15 protein-coding genes are annotated in these 16814 nt (G+C 47.4%); 10 read left to right on the top strand and 5 right to left on the bottom strand.

The window, feature by feature from the left end:
• Positions 1 to 43: 43 nt before the first annotated feature.
• The 8 genes from BTW01_RS05405 to BTW01_RS05440 all read left to right on the top strand — a co-directional run bounded on the left by BTW01_RS05405 (position 44) and on the right by BTW01_RS05440 (position 3559).
• Positions 44 to 967, top strand: coding sequence for a CotH kinase family protein (locus BTW01_RS05405; RefSeq protein ID WP_162102004.1), 924 nt, complete (start codon positions 44 to 46; stop codon positions 965 to 967).
• Between the two features lie 143 nt (positions 968 to 1110).
• Positions 1111 to 1281 carry an aspartyl-phosphate phosphatase Spo0E family protein gene (locus tag BTW01_RS05410; RefSeq protein WP_162102005.1) on the top strand — a complete coding sequence of 57 codons (171 nt, stop codon included), beginning with the start codon at positions 1111 to 1113 and terminating at the stop codon, positions 1279 to 1281.
• A 340-nt stretch (positions 1282 to 1621) separates the two neighbouring features.
• Positions 1622 to 1843, top strand: coding sequence for a spore germination protein (locus tag BTW01_RS05415; protein WP_162102006.1), 222 nt, complete (start codon positions 1622 to 1624; stop codon positions 1841 to 1843).
• Positions 1844 to 1858: 15 nt separating this feature from the next.
• Positions 1859 to 2092, top strand: coding sequence for a spore germination protein GerPB (locus tag BTW01_RS05420; protein ID WP_162102007.1), 234 nt, complete (start codon positions 1859 to 1861; stop codon positions 2090 to 2092).
• Between the two features lie 22 nt (positions 2093 to 2114).
• Positions 2115 to 2732 (top strand): spore germination protein GerPC, encoded by a 618-nt coding sequence (locus BTW01_RS05425; protein WP_162102008.1) that lies wholly within the window; start codon positions 2115 to 2117, stop codon positions 2730 to 2732.
• Positions 2729 to 2905, top strand: a complete 177-nt coding sequence (locus BTW01_RS05430) for a spore gernimation protein GerPD (RefSeq protein WP_162102009.1) — start codon at positions 2729 to 2731, stop codon at positions 2903 to 2905. The genes BTW01_RS05425 and BTW01_RS05430 overlap by 4 nt, the downstream gene beginning before the upstream one ends.
• Positions 2905 to 3309: a spore germination protein GerPE gene (locus tag BTW01_RS05435; protein WP_162102010.1), complete on the top strand. Its 405-nt coding sequence runs from the start codon at positions 2905 to 2907 to the stop codon at positions 3307 to 3309. The genes BTW01_RS05430 and BTW01_RS05435 overlap by 1 nt, the downstream gene beginning before the upstream one ends.
• Positions 3310 to 3340: 31 nt before the next feature.
• Positions 3341 to 3559, top strand: a complete 219-nt coding sequence (locus BTW01_RS05440; RefSeq protein WP_010333667.1) for a spore germination protein — start codon at positions 3341 to 3343, stop codon at positions 3557 to 3559.
• Positions 3560 to 3595: 36 nt separating this feature from the next.
• Here the strand turns inward: BTW01_RS05440 and hlpB are convergent, their stop codons facing one another.
• The 5 genes from hlpB to addB form a co-directional block, all read right to left on the bottom strand.
• Complete coding sequence (gene hlpB, locus BTW01_RS05445; protein ID WP_162102011.1) at positions 3596 to 3898, bottom strand: HNH nuclease-like protein HlpB; 303 nt, start codon at positions 3896 to 3898, stop codon at positions 3596 to 3598.
• Positions 3899 to 3911: 13 nt separating this feature from the next.
• Positions 3912 to 7304: an exonuclease subunit SbcC gene (gene sbcC / locus BTW01_RS05450; RefSeq protein ID WP_162102012.1), complete on the bottom strand. Its 3393-nt coding sequence runs from the start codon at positions 7302 to 7304 to the stop codon at positions 3912 to 3914.
• Positions 7301 to 8476, bottom strand: a complete 1176-nt coding sequence (gene sbcD / locus BTW01_RS05455) for an exonuclease subunit SbcD (protein WP_162102013.1) — start codon at positions 8474 to 8476, stop codon at positions 7301 to 7303. The genes sbcC and sbcD overlap by 4 nt, the downstream gene beginning before the upstream one ends.
• 71 nt (positions 8477 to 8547) lie before the next feature.
• Positions 8548 to 12252 (bottom strand): helicase-exonuclease AddAB subunit AddA, encoded by a 3705-nt coding sequence (gene addA, locus BTW01_RS05460; protein WP_162102014.1) that lies wholly within the window; start codon positions 12250 to 12252, stop codon positions 8548 to 8550.
• Entirely contained in the window at positions 12239 to 15739 is a 3501-nt protein-coding gene (gene addB, locus BTW01_RS05465; protein WP_162102015.1) for a helicase-exonuclease AddAB subunit AddB, read from the bottom strand. The genes addA and addB overlap by 14 nt, the downstream gene beginning before the upstream one ends.
• A 184-nt stretch (positions 15740 to 15923) precedes the next feature.
• Between addB and BTW01_RS05470 the strand changes: the two genes are divergently transcribed.
• Together BTW01_RS05470 and BTW01_RS05475 are read left to right on the top strand one after the other, a co-directional pair.
• The gene (locus BTW01_RS05470) at positions 15924 to 16361 is read left to right on the top strand and encodes a ferritin family protein (RefSeq protein WP_162102016.1); all 438 of its coding nucleotides are present in this window, start codon (positions 15924 to 15926) and stop codon (positions 16359 to 16361) included.
• Between the two features lie 116 nt (positions 16362 to 16477).
• A complete protein-coding gene (locus BTW01_RS05475; protein ID WP_162102017.1) occupies positions 16478 to 16807 on the top strand; it encodes a four-helix bundle copper-binding protein in 330 nt (109 codons plus the stop codon).
• Positions 16808 to 16814 lie beyond the last annotated feature (7 nt).

The raw sequence follows: 16814 nt of genomic DNA on the forward strand, positions 1-16814 counted from the left end.
CTGCACATATCATACAATGTCGTTTTGAGGAGGAGGAATAAATATGAAGATCATACATTTATTTTTTCATCGGCAGCAGCTGAATCATGAAGGTACTGCCAAAGGGCTTCTGATAATGGATCAATCAGTATCTCCCATTCTTCTCACACAGCGTGATAAGGCAGAAAAAGCATCCTATGAAATCAAATGGGAACAGTCTCCGCTAGGTCAAAGCACACTTTTTTTGAATGCAGAACAGAATGACCCGTCCCTGATGAGGCGCAGGCTCGCTTATTGTTTTTTTAACCAGATTGGCGTTCCCGCTCCCGCTGCCTCGTATAGCTTTCTGAATATCAACGGCCAGCCGGAAGGCATTTATTTAGAGATCAAAAACGATCAGCTATCTGATAGAACAAGTTGCCGTGTAAAGACAGCCGATCCGAGGGTTCCGCTGTCCGTTTTGAAAGATGGATCTGCTGCGTTCTCACCCGAGTTTTTGAAGCTGATCCACACAGCTCGAGATGATGAATTAGCTGAACGCGTTAAAATGTATTTGGATGTCAAACTGTTTTTTTTGTGGCTGATCGGCAGTGCCTGTACCAATCAAGGATTTTATTACACATTTTGTTTAAACGAATACGGCCGGTTGCATGTTTCCCCGATTGAGACCAGATCGCTTGCCGCCCATAGAAAATCTGACGACGACCCGCTGCTGACAAAAGGACGGAGCCTTTCGTCACGGCTTCTTTCCATCCCCGCCTTCCGGTCTCAATATCACACGTTAATGAAAAACGTGCTGAACCGGTCGTTCACCATTGAAGGATTATCTCCCATCGTCAGCGAATGGCGACTTGACATTTGTCAAAAATCCAATGATGATCCTTTCATAAAAAAAGGCTCTCTCTCATTCGAAAAGGAGCAGACAAACATACTTAGAGAAATTGAGGAACGGCAGGACTTTTTGCAAGCGCACTTAGCAAGGCTATAGTCCCCATTTCTATTAAAAAGGCCTCAGAAAAAATTGTCGCATTTTTAGTCAAATTGACGAAAGGCAACCTTTTCAGTCAAAATAAGTTATACTAACGATATCCTCTGTTGATCAAAATAAATTCTAGAATTGGAGATCGTGTAATGAACAGGAAGATTGAAGAAATGAGAGCCACACTAATCAAAACAGCACAAAAGTACGGCATGAACGCAAAGGAAACGATTCAATGCAGCCAAAAGCTGGATAGTCTGCTGAATACCAGCATTAAAGAAGAAATGATGCTTGGGGGATTTCATGAAAACTCTCGGATATAAATCATGTTCTAAAGCGATTTGAACACACCGCAGGCAACTCTGCTTTTTGCTCAGCATACATCCGGGATATCCCTCAGGGCGAAAATATGCCGCCCGAAAATCGTAATATACCGCAGCACGACATACTCTCAAAAACATGTCTACAAAAAAACAACATCATGCAGGCAGACAGCGGCATCCGCCGCCTCATTTCCGCTCAGACTATGTTTAATATTCAAAGTCGATAAATCCCTTTAAAATTCCTCTCACACATATGTGCGTTTGTCATAAGCTATCGTGAATCGCCCAATTGAAAACAAAATCAATCGTTATTCAATTTCACAACAAAGGATGTGCTCGTATGCCGGCCATTGTCGGAGCGTTCAAAATTAATGCGATTGGTACGAGCGCCGTCGTTCATATCGGAGACTGCATTACGATTTCTCCTCAGGCACAGGTCAGAACGTTTGCCGGTGCCGGCAGCTTTAATACCGGCGACAGCCTCAAGGTCATGAATTACCAAAACGCGACGAATGTAAATGACAACGATGTGATAGATCAGCCGATCGCAGGCAATGCGTAAAAGGAGCGAGGCTTCATGAATTTCTACATTAATCAAACGATCCAAATTAACTATATCCGGCTTGAATCAATCAGCAACTCCTCCATTTTGCAAATTGGAAGCGCAGGGTCAATCAAATCTCTGTCTAACCTGTATAATACGGGCAGCTATGTCGAACCGGCACCAGAGGTTTCGGCTTTGGGGCAGCCAATCGAATTACAGGAACCCGATACAGGTTCATTGGTCCCGCTCCAGCCTCCTGGCCGTTAATCATATGAAAGAGGTGAAGAATATGTATGATCAATCTGTTTCCTCTTACTTGCAAAACTTGAATTCCTTTGTTCAGCAGCAGGCGCTTCATATTCAGCAGCTCGAACGCCAGCTGAAAGAGATTCAATCTGAAATGAATACGGTGAAACAGAGGCCGGCTACTACGATTGAGCGTGTTGAGTATAAATTTGATCAGCTGAAAATTGAAAGGCTTGAAGGGACTTTAAATATTGGCTTAAATCCGACAGATCCGAACAGCGTCCAGAATTTTGAAGTCAGCCAAACTGCACCTGAAATCGGAATGATGCAGCAGGAAGAGAGTGCCCAACTCATGCAGCAGATCCGCCAGAATGTCGATATGTACTTAACCGAGGAAATCCCAAGTGTTTTGGAGCAGCTTGAAAACCAATATGACAGCAGGCTTGACGATACAAACAGACATCATGTCATTGAAGACATTAGAAAACAAATGGACAGCAGGATTCACTATTACATGTCCCATATCAAAAAAGAAGAACATACACCGCCTGCACAATATGCGGAACATATCGCTGAGCATGTGAAGAAGGACGTAATTCGTGCTGTAGAGCATTTTCTGGAGCATATCCCACCCGAAATGAAAGGAGATGAGCAAACATGATTTTTACAGTCATCAACCGCAACCTGGAAGTCGGGAATATCCGGATGAATGGTGTATCCAGCTCTTCTGTTTTTCATATTGGAGACACTGAATCCATCTATCTGTCATCTATTTTCGATACACCGCCTGAATCTCTTATTATCGGGCCGCTTGCTCAGCTGCCGTCAGAATAATGCTGAAGCGCATACCCCGCATCAGGATGATTAAATTTAACTCTCTTGGAATAGCAAGTGTGTTTCAAGCCGGCGACACAAACGAAATCGATATGAAACTAAAAGTATTGGCTGTTCAGCGCTCACAGTCTACGTTTTACAGTAATGAAGGCTCATTTAACAGGAAAGAGTATCAAATCTTTCAGCAGCACGCACCTCTCCCGATTCCTGAAACAGGTGTACAAAGCGCATTTTACCATGAGGTGCCAATTATCCAGGTCCACAACATTAAAATTCAAGGGGTGTCATCCTCTTCTGTTTTTCATGCGGGGTCGGTTTCTCTTATTCGCGGCGATGCGAGAATCAAACATATTAGGCAGATTCAGTCTCCTCCGCGCTCACAATCGCCCGACCAAAGCATATAATAAACAGAGACTTCGATAAAGGGTGTCGTTTATGCCAGCAATTGTCGGGCCTATAGCTATCAATTCCATATCGGGCGGAGTCGTAAACTTCGGTGATTCCTTTTACCTTTCTCCGAAAAGTTCTTCAAAATCTGCGCTCGGTTCGGGAGCAGGAAACACAGGAGATTTCCTTCTATTAAACAACGCAGTCAACGCGACAAACTATATAGACCCCGATGTCAGCGATCAGGATATGGTTGGAAACGGATAAAAGCAGCCGCTCTTACAAAGAGAGGGCTGCTTTTAGTCATTTTTTCTTTTTTCGTTCATTTGATTTCTTTGTTTTGATCAGCTTCTCAGGCGGCTGCTTTCTGATCCATTTGACAAACCGGGCCAGTTGCGGATCACTTCGAAGTTCAGCTATTCCGTTTAAACGAACCGCGAGCTCTTGATTGGTATATAAAGCATGAATCTGTTTATGGCAAGGAATACAGAGCATCGCTGTCGGCAGAAATGTGCCGCCTTCCTCTTTCGGTGTGAGATGATGCTCTGTCAGCTGGACATCTCTCCGGCCGCACAGCTCACATATTCCAGCAGTCTGCTTTGCCATATCCGCTCCTCCCTTACATCAACTCAAGTGATACCCGTGTTCCGCGGCCGCTTGGTTCCGCCGGATGGACGATCAGCTTTTTCGGAAGCCGCGCCCGCAGTTCCTGCACATGGCTGATGACACCGACAGACAGATTGTCTGACTGCAGTTTTTCCAAAGCGGTCACAACCGTATCAAGAAGATCCTGATCCAGAGTGCCAAATCCTTCATCTAAGAAAAAGAACTGAAGCGGGTATTCGCCGCGCAGCTGGATCTGTGCAGATAACGCAAGAGCGAGAGAAAGCGAGGTGAGGAAGGTCTCTCCTCCAGACAAGCTGGATACCGGGCGTTTGACGCCTCCATTCGCGTCATCACGCATCACGAACCCGCCTTCTGAATCTACTTCGATGGCATAACGCTGTCTCGTCAGCATGCCAAGTCTTGCTGACGCGTCCCGCGCAACGCTTTCAAGCTGCTCCTCAGCTAAAAATTCGACGAAGGTATTCCCTTTAAACACAGCTTGCAGCTTGTCCAGCCTGTCGATATGCGTCTGCCATTTTTTTAGTTCCGCTTCAATTTCATTAAACCGTTTATGATGGTCGCGAATGACGGCCAGCGCTTTCGCCGCCGCGCCTTTTTCCTCTATAGCTGCGCCATGTGCGTCCTCAGCTTCTTGTAATGCCGTAACGGTTTCGTTCCATTCGCTCTCTAATAAGGATCGTCCGGCAAGTCTCTCCGCCACACGCTTTAAGTTTGCGGTATTTTGCTTCGCTTTATCCATAAACTGGTCGATTCCAATTTTCATCTTATCAAGCTCATCTGACGGAATAAGACTTTGCTCCACCTCTTCAGTCCGGGTAAAGGGGGTGCTTTTTGCATGCTCAAGCCAAGCAGCTTCTGCTTTCTCCAATCTGTCCTTTGCCTCTCGAAGGGCGATCTCGCTTGCTGAAGCACGGCTGTTCGCCTGATTAAGCGTCGTTTGGGCGCTTTGCAGATCTTCATATAGAGATTGCTCTTTTTCCTTTAACACCTTTAGATCCTGCTGGACAGTGCTGAGTTTGAGTTTGATCGAATCACCTTTTGCGTAACCACCGAGTTCGCGCTCATAATCAGCTATTACGCTTTTGATTCGTTCAGCCGCATAATGAAGCTCCAGCTTTTCCCGTTCCAGCTGGTGTCCCGATTCCCGCAGCTTTTCCTTTTGTGCTTCATGCTCAGCAAGAAACGCGATGCTTTTTTCAATCCGTTTTTCACATTCTTCCGCAGCCCGGTCCTTTTCTTCAATGGCTTGCTGCCATTTTTCCGCTTCATCCACAGACTGATCCTGAAATGCTTCTTTAAACATGTTCAGATGGCTGTCCATCGAGGACTGAAGTTCGGCGATAATGCCTTCAATCCGATCAGCCTCTCGTTTTTCAAAACCGATTTTTTCATTATACTGATCGACCTTTTTTACAGACTCCTGGTAAGCACTGATCATTTGTGTCATTCGTGTTTTCACAGAAAGAATATCCTGTTTGACTCGTTTCCATTCTAATACAGCTGCATCAAACGCTTCATTGACCGGCTGATTCTCGTAAGAAGCTGCCGCTTCAAGGTTCGGTGCTTGAATCGTTTGTAAAAACGGACACTGTTCAATACAGCGTGCGGACTGTTCTTCAAGCGTGATTTTGGCTGACAGAATCTCTTGGCCGAGAGCTGCCGCTTCCGTCAATAACACATCTGTCTGTTTGATGTTTTCTTCAAGGTTGCTGTCGAGCTCATATGTTTCATGTACAGAGGCAGATGAATCATGATGGGTTGAACCGCAGACCGGACAAGGCTTTCCGGCAGTCAGCTTTTCAGCTAATTCTTTTGTCAGCAGTGCCACCCTTGCTTTTTCACGCTGCGCGTGAAGAGTTTGCTGTCTCTTTTTGGCCTGCTCAATCATTTGGTTGAATGAACGCTCCGTCTCGCACACCATATGATACACCGTTTGTACCGCCTCATATGCCTGAATGATGTTGTTTTCTTCTGCTTCTTTCTTTTGAACAAGTGTACGCTTCTCCTCATTCATCTTCTGCAGGATGAGGTTCAATGCGTCACTTCGTTTTTTCTCTTTTGTGATTTGCTCCTCAGTCTGTCTGATGCGCAGAGCCATTTCTGCGGCCTTCTGGCAGCTTTTTCGCTCATCAGAGGTCACCTGCAGAGATTTAAGCTGTTGCTTCAATTCCGTCTGTCTGTTTTGTCCCCGTGTCAGACGATCTGTTACCGTCTCCAATTCATTCATGACAGATTGAAGAGCCTTTTCTATCTGTCGGAGTTCAGCCTTTTTGTGCTCTTCCTCTTGTTTGGCTTCACTCCGTTTGATTTCGATCTCCTGCAAGCGGGAAAGCTGTTCTTGTTCCGTTAAAAGCGCAGGCTCTTTCTCGCTTTTATGCCGGCGCCACGCTTCATATTCTTCTTGTTTTTGATGAAAGAAAGCAGTCAGCTCTGCTACATTCTTTTGGGCAAGCGTTTGTTCCTTTTCAGCTTTATCCTCATGCTGGATCGTTTCTGCATACCGGTCGGCATAGGGCTTCAGAGCGGCAGCTGTTTCGGCTTCCTGCAAACGCTTTTGCATGCTGTCTATGTGCGGCTGTTTTTCTTCCAGACGATTTTTCTCTTCTTCATAAGCGGCTTTTTCCTTTTGCACATTCCAAATCTCCTGATGCTCAGCAAACCGCTCTTTTGCTTGATCACGATTCTTCCTCATGGCTTCCAGCCGGGCTTCCGCTTGTTTAAGAGCCTGTTCCGCCTGCTCAACCGCTTCTGAACTCGCCTCGCCGAGACCGGACTGCTCAGCCAGCATTTCATTTTTCCTAGCATTGGCTTCCTGCGCCTGCCGTCTCAGCTTTTTCACAAGCCGGTCTCCATACTGCTCTAAATGAAATAAGCGCTGAAGCATATGCCTGCGCTCCGCCCCTTTTAAAGACAGAAATTCGGCAAATTTCCCTTGCGGCAGGACCACAGCTCTCGTAAAGTCGTCGATCGTCAGTCCTAAAAGCTCTTCCACTCTTTTGTTCACTTCGCCGGCTTTATCCGCCAGCACCGTTTGTTCATCCTTGATTTCGATGAAGCGGCAAAGTGCTGTCTTTACCTTCATGTCATCTGTTCTCTTAAACACGCGCTCAACTTTGTAAGAGGTTTGATGATTCGCCTGAAGCGCAAAGGTAAAGGAAACAGACAGCGTATCTTCCGCATGGTTTAAGATCCCGTGTGTATTGTTTGCCGCCCGCTCCACCTTTCCGTATAAAGCAAGCGTCATTGCATCGAGGATAGAGGATTTACCGCTTCCTGTCGGGCCGAAGATACCAAAAACCCCTGCGCCGGAAAGGCCGTCAAAATCTATCGTCTGCTCCTCTCTAAAGCTATGGAGCCCCTTAATGCTTAAGGCGATCGGCTTCATGTCGCATCCTCCTCTTCTGCACCTGATGCAAGCTCTAAAAACAGCTTCACCATTTCTTCATCCGGCACTGCGCCGCCTGTTTGTTTTTCATAAAATTTCTTAAAGCGGTCCTCAATCGACACATGTTTAACCTCGATCCGTTCCCGGTCTTTCTTTTGTTCTTCGAAAACCGGCCTGATATGGATAAAGCCCGGGTGCGCCTTCCGCAGTCTGTGAATGTCTTCAAGTGAGAGCTGGTCCGTCATATGAATTTCCAGATCAATCCAAGCGTTCTGATCCCTGCCTTCATCAAGCCAGCTGTACACCTCGCTTACGCCATTTACGGCTTTCCACTTCACAAGGGGTTTGCCGCTCGATAATAATACTTCATTCCAAGAAGCCTCTTCTCCCGGCTTCGCGTCCACAATTGTCACTGACTTGGCATAGCCTGCCTCAGAAAAACTGTAGGCGAGCGGCGAACCTGAATAACGCGCAAGCGTCCGCGCCCGCTTGATCGTTTGCGGGCGATGCAAATGGCCGAGTGCCACATATGCTGCATCCGCTGGCAGGCTTTCAGCAGCCACCGTATAAGCGCCGCCGACTTCAATCGGCCGCTCTGAATCCGTTTGGTTTCCGCCTGCGACATAAATATGGCTGGCGGCAACCTTCACGGCCTCTTTACGGAACCGGCTTGTCATATGCTCAAACGCCTGCCTGATTTTTACGTCATAATGATCGCGGAGCAGCTTTTCATCAAATGTATCGGATAGCACTTCATTTAATCGCGCTTCAGATGGATACGCCAGTGCTCCGACCGCTAAAAGCTCCCCTGCTGAAGACACTTCAATGTGAAGCGGCTCTGTTGTCGGATAGCCGATTAAATAAATGCCGTTTTCATGTGTCAGCGGTGAAGCGGCGGATAAGCGGTCAGGATTATCATGGTTGCCGGCAATGACAACAATCGGACGCTTTCCTCTGTCACTGAGCGCAGACAGGCTTTCATAAAACAGTTGTTCGGCTAAAGCCGGCGGGTTCACGGTGTCAAATGCGTCCCCCGCCATAACAATGGCATCGATCTGCTCTTCCTTTACAATCGTATTCAATTCATCAAGCACATCGGCCTGTTCACTCAGCCTGCTTCTTCCTTCCAGCGTTTTTCCTAGATGCCAGTCAGCCGTATGTAAAATACGCAAATGCTTTCACCTCTCTTTTGTATAGAAAACGAGATCCGCTCCGCTTGAATCCCCGGAGCATACGGATCTCGCTATAATGTGAGAATGTGCCCTCCGTCAAAGAAATAAAGCGCACATCCCTTTACCTTTGTATTTGCAATTCGCTCAACAGCCCTCGTGTACAGCTGTATTTGCGTTTCATATCGTTTCTTTAAGATTGGTGCCGCTCCTTCAAATCCGTGCTGGAATTTGCCATCAATCCGGTCAGATTTGTAGTCCAAGAGATATAAACCATCTTCCGTTTCATAAAGGCAATCAATGATTCCCTGCACCAAAAGCGGTTCATTCGCCTCCTGTGCATCAGGATAGATCTCTTTTGCCGGAAGCGCTAAACTGAATGGCACTTCACGGTTCTTCCACTTCGCACCGATCAGCTGTCCGCCAATTGCCGTATGGAAGAATTGAACGATTTCTCCAATATCAATAGCGGCTTTTTGTTCTTCAGTGAGCAGTTCATTTTCATAAAGCTTTTGCACCATTTGCTCTGCTTCTTCTATCGTTGGGATGTGTGTCAGCGCGATATGCTGCATCACCGTATGCATAGCCGTCCCTTTCTCCGCCGCTGTCAGGCCTTTTTTCATCATAAAAGCAGGACGCCTGTACAACATGCTTCCTTCAGCAGGTTTAACGGGAGCTTGGCCGCTGTATTCATCCTCATACTCTCTTTTTCTCTTGATCTCAGAAACCGATTGCTTTGTGCGAATTTGCGTTACCTCGTGATGCGGGTAGGTCCAGTTCAGCTGCTCGCGGGCTTTTTCATCAAAAGCAAACGCGCCGGGAACCGGTTCACCATTGCGGATCGCTTCTAAGCGCTCGCTTTTTTCTTCCATTCTTTCTTCCAGATCATCATCCAGCAAATCATAGGAATGAATCATGCGGACGGCAAAACGCGCCGGGTGACCTGAGATGTCCGCATGCGCTGCGGCATCGTTTTCCGCCAAAGCCGCCATATCTCTGTGCCTGGCAAGAGCCGGGCCGATGAAATCTAAATACGTTTTTGCCTGATAGCGGTCAAATTCAGGAAGAAGCCAATTCGTTTGGGACGCGGACGCCTGCCATTTTGCGAGCTGTTTCTGATGATCCTTACACGAACCAAGCAGAAACAGTTTTTCTTTCGCTCTCGTTAATGCAACATACAGAACACGCAATTCCTCTGACAGCAGCTCCCTGCGCATTTTTTTCTTCATTGCAATGAGCGGAAGCGTTGGGTAGCTGATGCGCCATTGCGGATGAATAAATTTCGTGCCAAATCCGAGCTCCTTGTCCAGCAGGTACGATTTGTTTAAATCCATCATGTTGAAATTGCGGCCCAAACCCGCTGCAAACACGACAGGAAATTCGAGCCCTTTACTGCTGTGGATGGTCATTAAACGGACTACATCCTCCTGCTCGCTGAGCGCTCGCGCCGTTCCAAGATCATCGCCCCGCTCCTGCATCCGTTCGATAAACCGCAGAAAACGGAACAGGCCGCGAAATGCTGTCGATTCATATTGGCGCGCCCGGTCATAGAGAACCCGCAAATTGGCCTGACGCTGTTTTCCGCCCGGCATCCCGCCGACATAATCCATGTATTTCGTGTCGCGGTACACTTCCCAAATCAGCTCAGATACGGAGTGGTTTTTCGAAAACGCACGCCATTTTTGCAGATGTCTGTAGAATGTGTGCAGCTTTTGATAAAGCTCATCGTTTCGGTCGCCTGCAGCCAAATAGTCTTTCATTGCTTCATAATACGGCGCTTTTGTGTTTTCAAGCCTGATCAAGGACAGCTCATTTTCATCAGCCCCGACGATCGGGGAGCGCAGCACGGAGGCAAGCGGAATATCCTGATACGGGTTATCGATCACCTTCAGCACAGAAAGCGCGACGGCGACTTCGACCGCTTCAAAATACCCTGACGTTAAATTGGCGTAAACCGGTATGCCTTGAGCTCTCAGCTCTTCCATGATTTGCGGCGCCCACGGCATGGAACGAAGCAAAATCACGATATCCCGGTATTGGATATTGCGATGTGTTTTCGTTTTTCCGTCATATACCTTAAATGGCGATGAAACCAGTTTGCGAATTTCCTTAGCGATCGCTTTCGCTTCGAACTGCACTGTTTCAAGCTCTTCTACTTCCTCGCCTGCATCCGTCTGTTCAGAGTTGTCAATCAGCAGCAGCTCTGTTTCCGTCTCAGCATTGTCCGGATAATCTGCACCAAGCTTCAGCTCAGCCTGCTCGTCATAATCAACCTCACCGATTTTGCCGCCCATCAGCTGTTTAAATAAAAAGTTTGTGCTGTCTAAAATATCAGTCCTGCTTCGGAAATTTTTATTCAAGTCAATTTTCCGTCCCGTTCCTTCTCCGCTTTCTGTAAACCGCTTGTATTTGGAGAGGAAAAGGAGCGGCTCCGCCAATCTGAATCGATAAATCGACTGTTTGACATCTCCTACCATAAACAGGTTGCCCGTCTCTTCCGGCCCGCTTGTGACGAGCTGCAGGATCGATTCCTGCACGAGGTTGGTATCCTGGTATTCATCAACAAGCACCTCATGAAACTGCTCCTGATAAAATCTTGCCGCTTCGCTCGGCTCCTGTTCACCTTTGTCATTTTCAGCTGTCAAAATCGCCAAACAGTAATGCTCCAAATCAGAAAAATCGATGATTGATTTTTCCTGCTTCGCGGCTTCGAATCGCTTTCCAAAACTAATGACAAGCTGTATGAGCGTTTCAATAACAGGCTTCATGCCGGCTAAGCTGTTCAAATGCTGCTCAGGACTTCTTGTGAAGTAGTCAGTTTTGAGTTTTTCCAAGAGTTTTTTTGCATCGTTTCTCAAATCTGTCACTTCATCAAGCAATGCAGGATCAAACTCGTCCCCTTTTACTGCTTTCGCACGCTTAAAAGAAATGGCGGGAACCCGCTTATAAAGTTCATTAAAATCCTCCTGATGCTGAATCAGTTCATCAATCTGCGCAAGATCATCAAGAAAGTTGTCGGCCCGCGGCGCCGGGCCGCCCGGCGCTTTCGTCAGCTCATACGCGCGCAGAAGCTTTTCCTTCGCCCCGTTAAGCACCATCGCGATATCCTCTTTAACATATTGATAAAACGGAAGCTCTTCGATGGCGCTTTTTTCCGCTACATCATACAGATGGACAAAGCTTTCCAGCCATGCCTCTGGGTTTGGGTGGGAGCGGGAATACTCGTACACCTGTTTGACGAGAAATTGCAGATCCAGATCGTGCCGGTCTGTCGTGTAACGGTCAACAAGCTCAAAAAACGCCTTTTCGCCCTTTGCGTATTCGTCTTCAAACAGCTCGTCAAGCACCTCATCCCCTAGCAGCTCGCCTTCTGTTTGATCAGCAATCCGAAAACCCGGATCCAGGTCGATCAAATAGTAATATTTCTTCAGCACTTGCAGGCAAAAGGAATGAAGTGTCGAAATGCTGGCTCGGTTTAAAAGAGACAGCTGGCGTCTGATATGCAGCGAACCGGGGCGTTTTACAAGCTCTTTTTCCAAAGCATCTGCGATCCGGTGTTTCATTTCTGCCGCTGAAGCGTTTGTAAATGTCACAACAAGAAGCCGGTCTACGTCAATCGGGTTTTCCTCCGCGGTGATTTTCCGGATCATTCGTTCAACGAGCACAGCGGTTTTCCCGGAGCCCGCAGCAGCCGCCACAAGAATATCCTGGCCGGTTGAAACAATGGCATTCCATTGGTCATCTGTCCACGTGCTGTCTGCCGGTTTAGGAATGTTCATTGCCATCCGCCTCCTTTTTCATCCACTCAAGTATCGTCTTGTCCTTTTCAGCCTTTAACGAGCGATACTCGTTTTCTTCTAATGATTCATCAAATTGGCATACTGATTTGAACGCACAGTACGTGCACGGCGTCTTGTTCTTCATTTTATACGGCTCAATCGATACGCGTCCGTCGGTGATTTGTTCACCTGCTTCTTCAAAGGTGCGGCGCACATGCTTCGTCAGCAGTTCAAATTCCTTTTCGCCGACTGCAGCAGAATCCGATCTGAGAGAGCCATCTTTTTTCAAGCCCGCGTTGATGATATTCGACCGTCCCTCTTGAAGGGTCGTATCCATGAGACGAATCGCTTCCTGATCGCCAAGGAGCAAGCCCTTCATTTTAAATTTCTTAAAAATCTCCTGTTCAATCTCATCAAGCCCAAGCGGGAGATGAGATTGAATCATCGGGTCATGAATATGGAAATACAGCACTCCGGCCGGCGTTGCTCTCATTCCGAGCCAGTCGGCGGAATGTGTAATTGATAAATCAAGGTATGTCAGCATTTGCAGCGCAAGTCCGTAATATACTTCCGCTAAATCAAGACCTTTGTCGCTTGATTTATAATCGACAATTCTTAGAAGCAGGCCTTTTGAGCTTTCCGCTTTATCGACGCGGTCAATTCGTCCGACGAGCTCCATCGTGCAGCCGTTTTTCAGCTTAAAGGTAAGCGGCGGAAGCGGCCCTTTTCCTCCGAAGCCCAGTTCAAGACCGACCGGCACGAATCCGCTCGCTTTCGCATGCTCGCTTAAAATGCCGGACACTCGTGTCACAATCTTTTGCAGTTTTTCTTTTACATAAAAATGCCGGTTTGAGCTAAGCAGAATTTCCTTTTGCAGTTTCGGCGCCAGCCGCTCGACCGCATCATAGGAAAACAGCTCACACTGCTCTTTCGTTAAATCACGCCAATCCATTTTTTGCTCACGCAGCCGGTCTGAAATCAGCTTTAAGCTGGAATGAAACAGCTGGCCGATGTCTGGTGCTTCGAGCTTGAAAAATTGCCGTTCCTTCAAATGCAGCCCATGTGACGCAAAATGGGAGAACGGACAAGCGTTAAAGGTTTCCATTCTCGATACACTGCCCTGAATGCGTTCACCATAGAGCTGTCTCGACACGCCTCGTTCAAGCTGCTTCACTTCATTACGGAAAAACAGGCTTGAAAACAGGTTTTTCGATTGCAGCCTGTCCGGTTCGCTCATCAGCACATTGTACGTGCTCCACCAGACGTCGCTGATGTCGTATTCCCGAGTCCATAATCTGAGCTGGCTCGCAGTAAAGGACTGTGCCACGCTTTTATTGACAACATACATAAGCTGTTCCTCATCGCTGACCTGTTCAGGTTCGTTTGTCAACAGACGTTCCTTATGTTGCGGAAACAGTTCTTCCAGCCGCTTAATGACAATCGACGGCAAAAGCGTTTTTCCTTCTGCATCGGCAATCGGATACGATACGTAAAGCCGGTCAGACGGACTGGAAAACGCCATATAGATGAGAAAATGCTCATCAAGCAGACGCTCCCGCCCGCCTGAGGATAGCTCAACCCCAACCGTTTTCAGCCATTCCCGGTCATCGTCCGACAGAACTCCGTTTTCATCAGGTCTCGCTGGCAGAACGCCGTCGTTTGCCCCCAGCACAAAGGTGCAGGAGGTATCATACATTCTGGATAAATCCATATTGCCGACAAACACCTGATCAAGCGCAGGCGGAATGAGAGAAAATGTAAGCGACTCCGCGCCGGCTTCCATCATTTGCTGAAACAACTCAAGAGAAATCTCATCATCCCCCATCATTTCAACAAACTCCTCAAGCAGCTGAATGACTGCATCCCACGCCTGCTGATGCTGCTGCGCTTCGATCATTCTGCCCTCTTCTTCGGCACGCTGTCTTTCCTGATCCAGCTTCAGCGGAACATCCGTTTCTTCTAAATAGCGGTAGAGCGCCTCCGCCTTCTCCTGAACCGTCTTTGCTTTTTTCATTCGTTTTTGCAGCTGAAAAAGCGGCGGAACAATCCAGTCACGTGTGTCATTCAGCATGTTTTCCATTTCGATTTCCTGATCGGTTTGCGCAAAATCATCATCTAACGATACAAAACGTCTGTAATGGAAACGGTCGCCTTTTGTCCAGCGATCGCCTTTGATTCCGTAGGCGATACAGTAATTTTCAAGCTGATCGACCTGTTCTCTCACCTTAGTCTTCGGCTCGTTAAGCGGGAATAACAGTTCGGTTTTCACACAGCGAAACACTGCTTCATAACGCCAGTTCCCTTTCAGAACATCAAGGCTCGAGCGGATAAATTCGATTAACGGATGGTTCAGCATAGATGCTTTTCCGTCAATGAAATAAGGAATCTCGTAATCAGCGAAAACTTCCTTCACCATATCTTTGTAGTCTTCCGGCTGGCGTGCGAGAATCGCTACATCCTTATAGCGATAGCCCTGCTCTCTGATAAGAGCGTGAATTTCCCGGGCAATGCCTTCAAGCTCTGCTCGTCTGTTTGCGGCCTGCATGATAGTAAAAGCCTCTTGTTTTTCTGCATATGGGACGGCGGGACGCGCTTCGTACTGCGCCTCTAGATGCGCTAACTCCGGTGTGCGTGTATGCCGTTTGCTCCCGCTAAGCTCTTTATACGTAATGTCCAGGTTCAATTCCTTCGCCTTTTCGTGCAGGCGGTAATAGGTTTTTCCCGTCATTCTGAATAATTCCAGTTCATGCGGCTCCCGTTCGTAAGACGGCTTGTCCGCTGTGAGCGAAAACGTGATATGCTCTGCATGAACCATCAGCTGCTCCAACACCCTGAATTCCTGCGGCGTAAACTGATAAAAGCCGTCCACATAGATATGCGCGCCTTTTACATCCTCTGACAGCGGGATATGCTCTGCCAGCAATGTCAAATAATCCTCCGAGTGAAGATATTGATCCGCAAGGCTTTTTTCCATCTGCTGATACAGAATAGATAAATCATGAAGTTTTTCAGATAAAATACGTTCCCCGCGATACTCGGACGCCGTTCCGCTTTCCGCCATTCGGCGAATATCTTCCGGTTCCAGACAATATCGCTTAAATTCTGTCAGCATCCGTTCAACCTGTGCGGTAAATCCGCTTTTATCACTTGCTTTTTGATAGACTTTGAACTCCTGTTTATGCTCCTCAATGAGTTTCCGCAGGAGCATCTGTACACCTGTGCTCGTCAGAAACGGCCTGCTCATTCCTCCCGTATGCTGGAGGATTCGCCAGGCCAACCGTGAAAAGCTGAACACTTGAGCACGTATCATTCCGCCCATATCAGGCGTTTTAGCAAGCTCGTATTCCATTAAAAACGTCATTTGATCCGGGACTAGAAAAATGATCGGTTTCCCGAATGGAGCCCGGCGCAGCTCATCCTGAATGCTGTCGATGATCAGCTTCGTTTTTCCACTCCCGGACCTGCCTACTAAAAACTCTGCTCCCAAATTAGAAGACCCCTCTCTTTTTATCTTTCTATATTTTATCGAATGTTGACGAAAATGACCAATCTCATCTATTGGTAAAAAACGGCCTTTCACATTGGAAAAACTGAGTTTCTCAGCACATGTCTCTTTGCCCTGCATATACTTTTACAGAAGCCCAATTCCTCAAGAATGGAGTTGAACCGCCTTGCATTACAGTTACTACCCCTATCCAGCGCTATACCGGGAAGACCCTGTTTTGATTCGGAACTTGGAAAAAGCCATTAACGGAGAATTCAGCGCAATTCAATGCTACCGCAAGCTTGCCGAACTCGCCCGCCGCGATGACGCCAGAAAACAGATTGAAGAAATCAGGCGGGACGAAATGCGCCACCTCCGCGATTTTTCTTCATTGTACGGAGCCGTTACCGGCAGACACTTCACACCGAAACAAACGGAGGAGTGCCCGAACACTTTCATGAGCGGACTGGACGCCGCTTTTAAGGATGAACAAGAAACAGTCGACTTTTATTTGCGTGCGGCCGAGGAAACCTCAAATGTAAAAGCGAAAGGCATTTTCACACGCGCTGCCCGGGATGAACAAAATCACGCTGTTTGGTTTCTATACTTTCTGATGGAACGCTAGATATACCTGAACAGGGTATATACACATTCCCCTTCCTAAAAACACACTCACCTGTTTTCTTCAAATACAGCCGGGAAACATAAAACCATACACTGCTATACAGGGGGAAATTAACTATGGAGCAACATTTCGAAGCTTGTATTGAGGCTAGCATCGATTGTATGCAGGCTTGCAATTATTGCTTTACAAAATGCCTGGAAGAAAGCGCGCAGCACAATCTCAGCGGTTGCATACGGCTTGACAGAGAATGCGCGGATATTTGCGCGCTGGCAGTCAAAGCCATGCAAACGGACAGCCCGTTTGTGAAAGAAATTTGCGCACTTTGCGCCGATATTTGTGAAGCGTGCGGCACAGAATGTGAAAAACATGAGCACGATCATTGCCAAGCATGTGCGATGTCCTGCTTTAGATGTGCCGAACAATGCCGCAGCATGGCAGCGTCTTAACGCACAA

Source organism: Bacillus sp. SKDU12, assembly GCF_010093085.1.
GTDB classification, from domain to species: Bacteria; Bacillota; Bacilli; order Bacillales; family Bacillaceae; genus Bacillus; species Bacillus mexicanus.